The sequence below is a fragment of the Gemmatimonadetes bacterium SCN 70-22 genome (genome assembly GCA_001724275.1).
Classification (GTDB): domain Bacteria; phylum Gemmatimonadota; class Gemmatimonadetes; order Gemmatimonadales; family Gemmatimonadaceae; genus SCN-70-22.
Map to the genome: position 1 here is coordinate 49,500 of MEDZ01000014.1, position 12,716 is coordinate 62,215.

Annotated in this window: 10 protein-coding genes, 2 tRNA genes and 1 pseudogene; 4 read left to right on the forward strand and 9 right to left on the reverse strand. The window is 69.8% G+C overall.

What is annotated here, in order from left to right:
• Nucleotides 1-84: 84 nt before the first annotated feature.
• Nucleotides 85-157, reverse strand: a tRNA-Gln gene (locus ABS52_08795).
• Between the two features lie 104 nt (nt 158-261).
• On the opposite strand from ABS52_08795, the gene ABS52_08800 reads away from it, so the two are divergent.
• The gene (locus ABS52_08800; protein ODT03552.1) at nt 262-1,536 is read left to right on the forward strand and encodes a hypothetical protein; all 1,275 of its coding nucleotides are present in this window, start codon (nt 262-264) and stop codon (nt 1,534-1,536) included.
• Between the two features lie 180 nt (nt 1,537-1,716).
• Here ABS52_08800 and ABS52_08805 read toward each other — a convergent pair.
• Nucleotides 1,717-1,789, reverse strand: a tRNA-Ala gene (locus tag ABS52_08805).
• Nucleotides 1,790-2,085: 296 nt separating this feature from the next.
• Here ABS52_08805 and ABS52_08810 point away from each other — a divergent pair.
• A complete protein-coding gene (locus ABS52_08810) occupies nt 2,086-3,513 on the forward strand; it encodes a hypothetical protein (protein ID ODT03594.1) in 1,428 nt (475 codons plus the stop codon).
• 146 nt (nt 3,514-3,659) lie between these two features.
• On the opposite strand, the pseudogene ABS52_08815 reads toward ABS52_08810, so the two are convergent.
• Nucleotides 3,660-3,866: pseudogene (locus tag ABS52_08815) on the reverse strand (stress-induced bacterial acidophilic repeat motif family protein).
• A gap of 402 nt (nt 3,867-4,268) precedes the next feature.
• On the opposite strand from ABS52_08815, the gene ABS52_08820 reads away from it, so the two are divergent.
• A complete protein-coding gene (locus tag ABS52_08820; GenBank protein ODT03553.1) occupies nt 4,269-5,204 on the forward strand; it encodes a ribonuclease Z in 936 nt (311 codons plus the stop codon).
• A 29-nt stretch (nt 5,205-5,233) separates the two neighbouring features.
• Here the strand turns inward: ABS52_08820 and ABS52_08825 are convergent, their stop codons facing one another.
• From ABS52_08825 to ABS52_08845, 5 genes are all read right to left on the reverse strand, one after another.
• Nucleotides 5,234-5,509 carry a hypothetical protein gene (locus tag ABS52_08825; GenBank protein ID ODT03554.1) on the reverse strand — a complete coding sequence of 92 codons (276 nt, stop codon included), beginning with the start codon at nt 5,507-5,509 and terminating at the stop codon, nt 5,234-5,236.
• Between the two features lie 17 nt (nt 5,510-5,526).
• Nucleotides 5,527-5,949: a hypothetical protein gene (locus ABS52_08830; GenBank protein ODT03595.1), complete on the reverse strand. Its 423-nt coding sequence runs from the start codon at nt 5,947-5,949 to the stop codon at nt 5,527-5,529.
• Nucleotides 5,946-7,313 (reverse strand): hypothetical protein, encoded by a 1,368-nt coding sequence (locus ABS52_08835; protein ID ODT03555.1) that lies wholly within the window; start codon nt 7,311-7,313, stop codon nt 5,946-5,948. Before ABS52_08835 ends, ABS52_08830 begins: the two co-directional genes overlap by 4 nt.
• Nucleotides 7,314-7,369: 56 nt before the next feature.
• Complete coding sequence (locus ABS52_08840) at nt 7,370-8,614, reverse strand: cysteine desulfurase-like protein (protein ODT03556.1); 1,245 nt, start codon at nt 8,612-8,614, stop codon at nt 7,370-7,372.
• Nucleotides 8,615-8,675: 61 nt separating this feature from the next.
• Entirely contained in the window at nt 8,676-9,563 is an 888-nt protein-coding gene (locus ABS52_08845; GenBank protein ID ODT03557.1) for a 3-hydroxyisobutyrate dehydrogenase, read from the reverse strand.
• Between the two features lie 57 nt (nt 9,564-9,620).
• On the opposite strand from ABS52_08845, the gene ABS52_08850 reads away from it, so the two are divergent.
• Nucleotides 9,621-9,869: a hypothetical protein gene (locus ABS52_08850; GenBank protein ODT03558.1), complete on the forward strand. Its 249-nt coding sequence runs from the start codon at nt 9,621-9,623 to the stop codon at nt 9,867-9,869.
• Between the two features lie 96 nt (nt 9,870-9,965).
• On the opposite strand, the gene ABS52_08855 is transcribed toward ABS52_08850, so the two are convergent.
• A complete protein-coding gene (locus ABS52_08855; GenBank protein ODT03559.1) occupies nt 9,966-12,515 on the reverse strand; it encodes a hypothetical protein in 2,550 nt (849 codons plus the stop codon).
• Nucleotides 12,516-12,716: the final 201 nt, after the last annotated feature.

Sequence of the window (12,716 nt, forward strand, 5' to 3'; positions counted from 1 at the left end):
GTCCATGGGCCCGCACGCTTTCCTCCCGGTGGCCCTGGCAAAGACGAAGGGCTGCGGTGCCGTAAGGCGCCGCAGCCCTTCCAGTTGCCCCTCCTGGGCTCGAACCAGGACTCTTCTGATCCAGAGTCAGACGTGTTGCCAGTTACACCAAGGGGCAGTGCAAACGCCGGGGGACCTTCCGTCTGGCCCGCAGCGTAGGAGAAAATACCCGGATAACGACACGCCGGGCAACCCCTGCCTGCCGTCCCCAGACTCCGCTTCATGCCGCGCCTCCGCTCCCTCGCACTCTTCGCCACGCTCGCCATCGGAGCCTGTCGAGACGCTGTTCCCGCATGGGGCCCCTCGCTCGACGCGGCCAAGCGGAATGCCGACAACGTCTTTGCCGGCTTCGCCTTCCGGTTCTACAACGTTCAGCGCGACCCGCGCTTCGCCGCCGCGCGCCCCAGGATGGCGAACGCCGCCCTCGCCCCGTCGCGCATCTTCGACGACTCCAGCATCTGGTCGGCAATGGCGCCCGACTCGGTGCGGGCCCTCTATCTCCACGCCGAGCTCACCGAGAAGGGGTACCTCTTCTCGTCACGCCCCGCCGCTCCCTACCCCGTGCGCCTCGGCGACGAGCGGCACTTCATGCAGCTCACCCGCCTTGGACGCGACCGGTACGAGTGGATCACCCACGTCGATCACGGCATCGGCCCGGTGCGCGCCCCCCAGGTGGCCCGCGCGTTAGGCACCCTGTTCACGGCCTTCGAGCGGCGCACGGGGCCCGCCCTCCTCGCCGATGCGCGCGCCACCTTTCCGCGCACCGGCCGGCACCTGGGACAGCTCTTCGCCCTCGACTCGCTCCGCTCCACGCCGCTCGCCGACGGGTCGACGGCGTTCGCGTTGCACCTGAGCTTCACCCCCGATTCGCTGCGGCGCCGCTACCCGTACTTCGCCGCCTACATCGACAAGTACGTCATGCCGACCGAGGCGCGCGTGCAGCTCATGGATCGGACGGGAGCGCAGGTCGTCGACCTCGTCCTCGACCGCGGCAAGGCCGTCGCCCGGCTGCGCGCGCGGGGGGGGCACCTCGTCACGCTCGCCGGACCGCCGCGGGCCATGGAAGACTCGCTCCGGGTGCGCCTCGACTTCTCCGCGAAGTTCATGATGTTCCGGGTCGGCTTCTCGAACCTCGTCGGCGACTTCACCATCGAACGCGGCGAGCACGAGCGCGCATGGATGATGCGATTCCGCCGCGAACCCGAGTGGCACTTCCCCCTCGCCACCGATCGCCTCATCAAGAGCCCCCTCCGCTCTCCATTCGAGGGGCGCGGCAGCGAATTGCGGCTGGCCGTTCGCGACGACCTGGGAAACCAGGCGATGAGCGTGCGCCAGGTTCGCACGGCGGTGAAGGAGAGCGCGATCATGCGCTGGCTGGGCGGGCTGGGCTCCACCGCCTTCGGCGACTTCGCCGGACGGTCGGAAGCCGAGGAGAACCGATTCCTCCTCGAGACCTTCGGGGCGCTCCGACAGGACGTCGCCGTCTTCACCCCCTGACCCCCCTGCAACACGAAAGGCCACCGACTCTCGTCAGTGGCCCCACCGTCTGCTGGCCCATCCGTCAGGGCTCGCCAAGCACGTTGCCATTGGAACTCTGCGTCCTACCGGACAACGGCTGGCTAGTCACCCTGCGGCGGTCTCCCGCCATGTGCTGCGGCCGGCCTGCGCCGGCGTCTATGGAGCTGAGGGGGATCGAACCCCTGACCTCTGCAGTGCGATTGCAGCGCTCTCCCAGCTGAGCTACAGCCCCGTTCTGCCAGGATTGCGCCACCCAGTTGACGACGGTCGCACTCCGGCGTAACGACGCGGCCCCGCGTGGGCGGGGCCGGCGATCGACGGAAACCTAGCCCCATCGGCCCCAAAGTCAAGCCGATCGCCGTTAACCTCTGGAACAACGGCAACTTGGCCCACCGTTGACACCGTGTCGTGACCGCGCGGCAACGATCGTGTCACGCCCGGCGCCGCCCGCCCTCCCTCACCCGATTCCGCTCGCTTCACGTGGCCTCGCCACTTCACGCCCTCACCAGCCAGCACGTCCGGGACCAGCTGTCGCTGCGCGGCACCCGCGTCAACGACAAGCGCACCCAACCCGAGGGCGAGTTCGTCCTGTACTGGATGCAGAGCACCCATCGTTTCGAGGAGAACTGGGCCCTGCGTTTCGCGATTCTCGAGGCCGACCGGCTCAACAAGCCCCTCGTCATCCATCAGGGGTTGGATCCCACCTACGAGCACGCCAACGACCGCATCCACAGCTTCATCCTCCACAACGCCCGCGAGCTGGCGGCCCGAGCCGGCGCCCTGGGGCTGCACTATCACTTCGTGCTGCGCCGCCGCCGCGACGACGATCGCCGCGTGGTGGACCGCCTCGCGGCCCGCGCCGCGCTGCTGGTCACCGATCGTTTCCCCACCTGCGGCATCGCCGAACGCACCCCGCGACTGGCCGACCGCGTGAACTGCCGCGTGGTGGCCATCGAGTCGCACGCGGTCGTTCCGTCAGGCGCAATCGGGAAGGAGGAGTACGCCGCGCGCACCATCCGCCCCAAGCTGCGGCAGCTCCTCCCGCTGGCGCTGGAGGAGGTCGAGGAACGCCTCCCGCGCCGCGCGGTGACGCCAACGCTCGCCGCGTCGCTGCACGACACGCTTGGGGTCGAGCCGCTCGACCTGGCCGGCGCCGACCTGGCCGCCGAGATGGCCTCCTGCGAGATCGACCATACCGTCCCCCCCGTTTCCCTCACCAGCGGCCGCGACGCCGCCCGGGCCCGGTTGCGTGCCTTCTGCGACGGCGCCCTCGCCGACTACGCCGAGCGCCGCGCCGACCCGAACGATCCCGACGGGTCGAGCCGGCTCTCCCCGTACCTGCACTTCGGCCAGATCGCCGCCGCCGAGGTGGCGCGCACCGTCCTCGCCACCCCGCACGCCGAGCAGGCCGAGAAGTTCATCGACGAGCTGGTCACCTGGCGCGAGCTCGCCCTCAACTTCTGCCTGCGCAACGCCGCGTACGGGACGCTGGCCGGCCTCCCGGAGTGGGTGCATCGCACGATGGCGAAGCACGCCAGCGATGCGCGCGAGGCCACCTACGCGCTGCAGGCCTTCGAGCGTGCCGCGACGCACGATGACCTGTGGAATGCCGCGCAGCGCGAGCTGCTGCTCAGCGGCGCCATGCACAACGTGGTGCGCATGCTCTGGGGAAAGACCCTCATCCTCTGGAGCGCGCACTACGCCGACGCGCTGGCGTGGCTGATACACCTCAACAACAGGTACGCGCTGGACGGCCGCGACCCCAGCAGTTACGGCGGGATCCAGTGGTGCTTCGGGAAGTTCGACCGCCCCTTCTACGATCGTCCGGTGCTGGGCGTGATTCGCCCCATGTCGCTCAAGCGAGCCTCGGACAAGTGGGACACGGCACGCTACATCCGGCGCTGGCTGGGCGCCCCCTCGTCAGGCGCCCCAGCCGGAGTCCCGCGCGCTCCCTAGCGCGTCGCCTCGGGGCGAGGAAGCGTCCCCCCCATCCGGTCACCGTGGAGCGGCGTCGACGGCATCGACTCGCGCGACATCGTGACGCTGGACTCGCGATCGGTGAAGCCGTTCTGGCGCGCACGGGCCGTGGACCGCCCGCGTGCCTCGCCCCCTTCCTTCCCGATCGCCGCCATGTGGGCACGATCGCGGCTCACCACCTCGCCCCCCTTCCGCCCGGCGTTGCGTGCCTCGTCGCGCGACCATTCGTGCGCCGTGCCCTTCGCGTGCGCCGCCCGGCCGCCCTTGCTGGCGATCTCACGCTGCCGATTGGGATCCATCGACGCGAATCCCCTCTTGCTCTTTGTAGCCATGGTCTCCTCCCCTGTCCATCGCTGCTGCGTTTGCGACCGTGTCGTCCCGCTCCCTTCGCCGTCGTCGAGCGCACCGCTCGCCACTTCGGGTCGAGCTTACTGCTAACACCGGAAGGTTGGAATTTGTTCACATGAGTCGCGCCAGCACCGCCGAAAAATCAAGCAACCTCGACCGTAGTTGCGTCGGTGCATCACCCTGGCGTGCCGTGACCCGGCCAATCTCCCCGTGCTCTCGCGCCCGCTCGACGCGGCTGTCGTCTCCGTATGTTGGCCATCTCTCATGCCAACCTCAGCGAGCTAGGTCACACTCGCACGGCCGACGCCGAAGCTGCCCGGCCGCCGCGCCGTTTCGTTCCGCGCCTCCGTCGCCGCAGCAAGCTCGGCGGCTATATTCCGCGCCCCATGCCGCTCTCCCTCCGCTTTCTCGGGACTTCCGCCTCGCGCCCCACCGTAGAGCGCGGCGTGTCGTCCATGGCCCTCACCCGCGAGGGTGAGACTCTCCTCTTCGACTGCGGCGAGGGGACCCAGCGCCAGATGATGCGCTACGGCGTCTCGTTCAACTTCGGCGACGTCTTCTTCTCGCACTTCCACACCGACCACTACCTCGGGATCATCGGACTCCTGCGCACCATGGCGCTGCAGGGACGCACCGAACTCCTTCGCGTCTGGGGCCCTCGCGGCGCCAGCCGGACCATGAAGAAGTGCGAATCGCTCGGCACCGACCGTCTCACCTTTCCGCTCGAAGTCACCGAGCTCGCGCCCGGTGATGTGGTGCGGCGGAAGGAGTATGAAATCCAGGCGATCGGCGCCGACCATCGTGGCGCCGCGGCGCTGGGATGGGCCCTCGTCGAGGACACGCGGCGCGGCCGCTTCAACCCCGAGCGCGCCCGTGAACTCGGCATTCCCGAGGGGCCGCTCTGGGGGAGGATCCATCGAGGCGAGTCGATCGTCCTCGAGGACGGGCGCGAGGTGCACCCTGGGGAGCTGGTGGGCGTCACCCGCCCGGGACGCCGCATCGTCATTACCGGCGACACGCGCCCCTGCGACGCCACCCGCGTTGCGGCCGAAGGCGCCGACCTCCTGGTGCACGAGGCCACCTTCGGCGACGAAGAGCACGAGCGCGCCATCGAGACCGGGCACTCCACCGCCCGCGAGGCCGCCGGGATCGCGCGACAGGCGGGAGTCCTACGCCTCGTCCTGACGCACCTGTCGGCCCGCTACACCCGCGACGTCAGCGACCTCGAACGCGAAGCCCGGAGCGTCTTCCCGCAGACCATCATTGCGCGCGACGGGTTGGAGGTCGACGTCCCGTTCCGGGACGCAGAGGCAGAGGCGTAGCCGCGCTTCGTCCTCGCGAGCCGTTGCGGCTAGGACGCGATGTAGGCCGGACGCTCCGTCTGCACCGGAACCGACCGCCGGAACAGTCGTGCCAGGTCGCGGTCCGTCAGCCCCTCGCCCACCGTGGCCGGGTCGAGGCGAGCGCGCGGGTCGTTCACTTGCGGCCCCTTCACGTTGATCCATGCGTAGCGATCGTAACGCCCCGTCGGCGCCGGATACTCGAAGACCACGAGCGCGCTGGAATGGCTCGGGGACTCGACCGAGATCGTCCAGGTGACGCCATCGGGAGAGCGATATGTCTTCATGAGGCTGTGCGCGTCGGTCAGTGGTGATGAGCGATCGAGGGCTGCAGGAGGGCGTCGACCGGCTGCCGGCCGTTGAACCCGGCGTCGAGGTCGTGCCAGTAGCCGACCTCCGGCTCGCCATGCTTCCAGCACCAGAAGATGTTGCGCCCCTCGACGTCGGCGGGAAAGTCGACGAGGCCGAGTTCGAACCCCTTGAACTCCAGGCCCAGCCGGGTGAGCTCGCCGACGAAGCCCTGGATGTCGCGCGCCAGCTCCTGCGCCTTGTGCTGCAGCGCCTCGGCCTCCGGGGTCGGCTTGTCGGACCGGTTGAGGGTGGCGGCGATCTCGAACGCCTCCACGGTCCGCTGCCACTCGCGGTAGTGCTCGATGATGTCACGCACGATGCGCGTCACCAGCGGCAGCATCCGGTTGGCCTCGTCGAGCGAGAACTTCTTGGTCATCCACGTCTCCAGGTGCAGCGACATCCTGCGAGCATCGGCCCCGCCGGACGGTGGGGCGCTTCGCGCTCGCGTCCCGCATGCAAGAACGCCACTTGGCGTCTGCTCAGCAAGGGGAAGGAGCTACCGCCTCGGCGCGCCGGCGCGAGGGTCTTGACGGGGGACGCGACGCCCGGGGCCGGGCGCGCGCGCGGCCCCGGCAGCCGCGCGGCGGTGCGGACCTCGCCGGAATAGAGAGCCGACTCGTCGAACGCCCGGCGAAGGGCCTGCACGGTGGCCGGGAGCACGGCGGGGTGGTCCAGGCGACGGACGCGGCGCACGGGCGCGGGAAGGCGCCCGACGACCCACTCGTTAGGGGCGGCGCGCAGCGCCACCTGCACCGATTCACCCGCCGAATCCTCGCGCGCCACGACATCGTATCCCGGCCCGCGCCAGGTGCCTCCACCCGCGGGTTCCGTGGGGAGGGTCGCGCGGATGGGCGCCCACCATGTCGCCCCCTCGATGCGGATGGGGGGAAGGGGGAGCGCGTAGCCACCCGCGCGTGGTCCCCGACCGGGGACGAGGAAGGCGATCGCCGGCATCGCCTCCTCGTCCACCAGGGCGAAGGAGAGCGAGTCGAAGACGAATCCCGTGAGCGCGGTCGCCGCGCGCCGCGCGCGCTCGTCGTTCGCGCGGCGAACGGAGTCGAGCGCCTCCGCCAGCAGCGCGCGCGCCCGGCGCACGATGTCGCTGCCCTGCGCCTCGCCGACCAGCTCACTCACGGTCACCTGACGCCCGTCGCGAATGTCGATCACGCCGCGCCGGGTGACATGCTGGTCGCGATCGCCGACGACGTCGATGTCGACATGCTGCTCGAAGGTCAGGAACGGGCCGGCGACGTCGAGCAGTTCCGTCTCGGTCGTCGCATGCGTCGTTGGCTCATCGGCCGCGTCCTCGTCCGGCGCGAGCGGCACCTCGTTCGGGTGCCGCGCGGCGTAGTCGCGGGCCAGCTCCGCCAGCGTCGAATCTTCCAGCAGGAGGAGCGAGTCGCCGCGCTCGAGGTCGCGGCGGAAGATGCGCTGCCCCACGATGACGGCGTCGTAGTACGAGCGGTCGTCATCCGTCAGGTACAACTCGTGGAAGCGCCCGTCGAACTCCGCCAGCAGCATCGACGACCGGCGCACGCGGATCCCGGCACTGTCGCTCTCGACCCAGAAGGTCGAGTCTCCGGCCGCCACGAGGAACGACGCACGGGGCGCCCCGGAAGCGGCATCGCGCCCGGCGCTGCAGCCGGTGGCCAGCAGCGTTGCGACCAGCAACAGCCAACCGAGCGGGGTCGCGCGCACGACGCGCGCGAACCGGAGGGGGAACGTCGGGGGGAGAGTCATGCCGCGGGGGAATATATCACGCCCCGGCGCGCCCCCGGCGCGCCTCAGGCGCGACGCTACCTCGCCCCCAGCTCCGCCACCGCCGCCACCAGGCGGTCGACTTCGTCCTCGGTGGTATAGCAGGCGCAGCCGGCACGGACCACGCCGTCCGCCGACTCCCCCAGGCGCTCGATCACCGTCACCGCGTAGAAATCGCCGTTCGATGCGTAGATCCCGCGCGGCACGAGCGCGCGCGCGACGTCGGTCGAGCTCCTCCCGGCGACGGTGAAGATGACGGTCGGCGTCCGGGCACCGCCCGGGGCCACGCCGTAGAGTGTCACGCCGTCCACCTCGCGCAGCCCGTTCCAGAGCCGCGCGACGAGTTGCTCGCCGCGGGCGTGCAGGGCGGAGAGGGCGTTCGTTAGGCGCTCACGCCGGCTCCCCCCTGGCGCCAGCGAGGCCATGAACTCGATCGCGGCCCCCGTCCCCACGATCCCCTCGTGGTTCTGCGTCCCCGTCTCCAGCCGCTCGGGACCGGCATTCGGCGCCGGCTCGAGCTTGGGAACGTCGAGCCCGTCGATCAGTCCGCGCCGGCCGTAGAAGACCCCGGCATGCGGCCCATAGAACTTGTACGCCGAGCACGCCAGGAAGTCGCAGTCCCAGGCCTTCACGTCGATCACGCCGTGGGCAGCGTAGTGGACGGCGTCCACGTAGCACAGCGCCCCCGCCTCGTGCGCCAGCCGTGCCGCGGCCGCGACATCGGTGACGGTGCCCAGCGCGTTCGACGCCGCGCCGATCGCCAGCAGCTTCGTCCGCGGGGTGAATGCGCGGCGCAGGTCGTCCCAGTCGAGCGTCCCGCTTGCCGGGTCCATCCGCACCGTGCGCACCACCAGCCCCCGGTCGCGCGCCAGCTCGCGCCACGGCGCCACGTTGGCATGGTGGTCGAGCTCGGTCACGATCACCTCGTCGCCCGCGCTCCAGCGCCTGCCTAACGCGCGAGAGACGTGAAAGGTGATCGTCGTCATGTTGTTGCCGAACGCCACCTCGTCACTCCCCGCGTTGAGCAGGTCGGCCGCCGCCGCGCGCGCCTGCTCCAGCGCCGCGTCGGTCTCGTGCGAGGTCGGGTACTCCCAGTGCGTGTTCGCGTTGTGGTGGTACAGGTAGTCGCTCATCGCCTCCACCACCTCGCGCGGCACCTGGGTCCCCCCGGGGCCGTCGAAGTACGCCACCGGATGACCTCCCTCCCATCGCTTGAGCGCGGGGAAGCGGGCGCGGATGTCGGACACCGGTATGAGCGCGGAGGCACCCTGCAGGGAAGTCATGGGAAACGAGAAGACGAGAAGACGAGAAGACGAGAAAACGGGAAGACGGAGAGACGAGGGATCAGTCCGCGATCACCACGTCGCTCCACTGCTCGATCAGGCGTGCAGCCTCAACATGGTCGGCGTCCTCGCCCAGCTCGTGCCGGGCCAGGCGGAAGAGCTCGGCCGCCTGCTGGATCACCGCCGAGGGAACGCGCTGCTCCCGAAGGAACTCGGCCGCGATCGCGACGTCCTTTTCCAGGAGCGCCAGCTTGAAGGTCCGCGGGAATGCGCGCGTCACGACGCGTTGCGGAACGAGGTTCTCCGATGTGTTCGAGCGCCCGCTCGACGCATTGATCACCTCGAGCGCCGCCGATGGCTTGACCCCGGCCTTGGTCAGCGCCGCCAACCCCTCGACCGTCGACCAGATGTGCACGGCGAGCAACGCGTTGTTCACCGCTTTCAGGGCATGTCCCGCCCCCACCGGACCCACCAGCACGATCTTGCGCCCGAACGACTCCAGCACGGGGCGCGCACGATCGAACGCCGCCGTATCGCCGCCGCACATCACCGTCAGCGTCCCCGCCTCGGCCCCCGAGACGCCGCCGCTCACCGGCGCGTCCAGGAAGGCGATGTCCCGTCCCGACAGGTGCGACGCGATGCGTCGCGACGAGGCGGGATCGCCCGACGTACAGTCGATGAGCAACGTGCCGTCCGCCATCCCCACCAGGATCCCCTCGCTCCCATGCAGGAGCGCCTCCACCTCGCGGGAGGTGGGGAGGCACGTGATGACGACGTCCGCCCCGGCGACCGCTGCCGCGGGGGTGCCGGCGACGGCGGCGCCATGCGCCTTGGCGAAGGCGCTCGCCTTGTCGGACGAACGGTTCCAGACGGTGAGCGGGAACTTGGCGGCGACCTGGCGCGCCATGGGCGTCCCGATGGCCCCGAGTCCGAGAAACGCGATCTTCATGCGCGAAATCTGTCCGCGCCGCGCCCCGGGCGCGAGGGCGCGCTATCTTCCCGCCCCATGGTGACCACTCTCGACATCGACGGGATGCGCACGGTGCACTGTGCCCGCGCCATCTTCACGTCGCTCGCCGCCGTGGACGGGATCGCGAAGGCCGAGGTGGTGGTGGGGCGGGCAACGCTCGAGCACGAGCGTCCCCTCGACCAGGCCGCCCTCGCCGCGGCGGTCGAGGCCGCGGGCTACCGCCTCCGCGCGACCACCACCGACCGCCGTCAGCTATCACTCCTGTCGGACGACGCCCACCCCTGACGCGCCGGCCGGGGCGCCTAACGCACTCCCGTCTCCCGTCTCCCGTCTCCCGTCTCCCGTCTCCCGTCTCCCGTCTCCCGTCTCCCGTCTCCAGAGCTACATCGCGAACCAGTAGCTCGCCTTGACGAGGAACGTGTTGTCGGGATGCGCGCCGAACAGGTTGCGGTAGTCGCGGTTGAAGCGGAACGACCCCGCATCGAGCCCATCCTGCACCCGCCCCTGCGCCCAGACGAAGAAGAGCGTCGACCCCGGGCGGTACTCCCAGCGCACCACCGTGTTCGAGCGGAACTGCTTGAAGTTGAAGCCCCCCGGCTCCCCCTCGATCGTGAACGGACGGAAGCGCGCGTCGTAACCACGGGCGCGAGGTGCCACCACCTCGCGCCAGTCCGAGTATTCGCCGCCCGTCACGAACGGCTGGGCATACACCTGCAGCGACAGCGTGGGCGAGGCGGTCCAGTTGATGCGCGTCGTCACCGACACCGTCTTCTGGTCCAGGCGCGCGACGGTGAAATGCGTCGTGTCGCTCCCCACGTCGCCAAAGTTGCCGAGCCACTGCCGGTCGTCGATGTTGCGGTTGAAGCTCACGCCGAGCGACGCGGAGAACGAGGAGGCGAAGCGCCCCTCGACCCGCGGCCCCAGGTTGATGCTGCTCGACCGACCACCGTCGGTGCGCCGGAAGAAGGCTTCGAAGGCGGGATAGACCGCGCGGCGCTGGTCGCCCGTGAAGCCTGCCCATCCCTGGACGGAATGGTTCTCCCACAGCGCCGGTCCCCCGCGCAGGCACGCGCCGCAATACGCGCCCTTCTCGCCGCCAAGGCCCCCGTACACGAACCACATGTTCCGGAGCTGCCCGTTCATGTTGATGTTGCCGCCGTGACCGGTGTTCATCCCGTCGGCGAGCCAGCTGTTCCACTGGTTGAAGTTCACCTGCCACCGGCGATAGAACCACTTGGGGCGCTGGAGGACGAAGGCGAACCAGTTGCTCTGCCCCATGCTGTTGGCGCTCGACATGAAGCCGACGTCGTTGATCTCCAGCCCCGGCCCCTTGTACCACACCCCGGTCCAGAAGCGCGTGAGGCCACCGTTCTTCGACAGGCCGAGCCCCGAGCCGACCCCGGACAGTGACGTCCGCGTCGGGTCGTACGCCAGGTCGTCGTCCGGACGCTGGTAGAAGTGCACCGCCGAGCGCTGCGTCCGGGCGATGGCCTCTTCCGAGCCGCGCACCACGCTCCCGTACAGCTGCCCCGACAGCTCGTAGGCGCTGTTGGGGCCGAAGCGATGGCGCGCGTCGAGCCCCGCGGTGTACGCCTCACGGCGCAGGTAGTTCTCGGTGTACCCATCCAGCTCGCGGTTCACCGCAGTGAAGATCGCCCCGACGCCACTGCGCCCGCCGCGCAGGTCCTGCTGAGCACGCACCACGAAATAGTTCGTGCGCGGCTCCACGGTGAGCGACTCGGCCACGCTCTCGCGACCGGTGATCGCGTTGAGGACCCCGAGCGAGAGCCCGTTCGAGAGGCGCCCGGTGACCTTGGCGGCACCGAGGATGGTGGAGTTCAGCGGGACGGCGTTCTGGTCCTCGCTCAGGAAACCCGCCTGCGGTGCGCGCCCGATACGACGCGAATAGAACGGCCCCGTGCACTGCCCGTCGTTGCAGTCGATGTCGTAGCGGAAGATCCCCGTCCCCTCCAGGAAGAAGGGGCGGCGCTCCTCGAAGAACTGCTCGAAGGCCCCCAGGTTCAGCACGCCGGGATCGGCCTCCACCTGCCCGAAGTCGGGGTTGATCGTCGCATCGAGCGTCAGGTTCGACGACAGGCCGTACTTGACGTCGGCCCCTAACGCCATGCGCTGTGCGCGGCCGTAACCATCGGCCCGCAGCCGCGAATCGTTGGCCTGCACCGTATACGGCATCAACTCGAGTCGGCGCGGGCTCGAGATCCCCGCCAGCCCCCCGAGCTCGCCCAGCTGCGAGGCGATCCCGAACTGCGAGCGGCGCCAGAGCGGCCAGCTCGAGCGCTCGCCGAGGCGCGCGATTTCGCGGTGAATCCCGATCCCGAAGGTGTGCTCGTCCTTGCGCGGGTAGCGCAGCTGGCTCAGGGGAATGCGGAACTCCGCCGTCCACCCCAGCGAGTCGATCGCCGTCTTGACGTCCCAGACGGCGTTCCAGGTGACGTCCTCGTTGGAATCGTTGTACAGGTAGATGTCGCGCTGCACCCCGGCGGGGTTCACCATGAATTCGTAGCCGGTGCGCTTGTCGTGGTACGAGTCGACGATCAAGCGGATGTAGTCCGACTGCGTCCGCTCGTCGCGGCGGGACAGCAGCGCCATGATGCTGTCGGGGTGCGGGTCGAAGGCCCGCACGAAGACGTAGAGGTTGCGGTCGTCGTAGGCGACGCGCGCCTCGGTGGCCATCGACGGCTCACCGTCCTCCACGGGATCGAACATCCGGAATCCGTCGATCTTCTGCGCTCGCGCCCAGATGTCGTCGGTGTCCTTGCCGTCGATGACCGGGGGCTTGGTGGCGCGCACCGCCCGAGTCGTCTTCACCGACGAAGTGGCCGGGGCCGCGCGCCCCTTGGCGAGCAGCTGCTGGGCCACGCCGACGCCGGGGAACAGTGCAACGAGGAGCAGGGCGTGTGAGATGCGCATGATAGCCTTCCGAGCCTTGGGGGACAGGCGCTTGGTGCGGACCTGGCGTTTGGACAGCGAATCGGCCGCCTGCGATATCGCGCGTGGACGAAGCGCGTGACGACGCGATGAAGCGTGCGATGGCGAGGCGAACCGTCGCCCGACCATGCGGTCGCAGCGCACCGCCGCAGCGCACCCCTGCGGCGCACCCCTGCGGCGCAC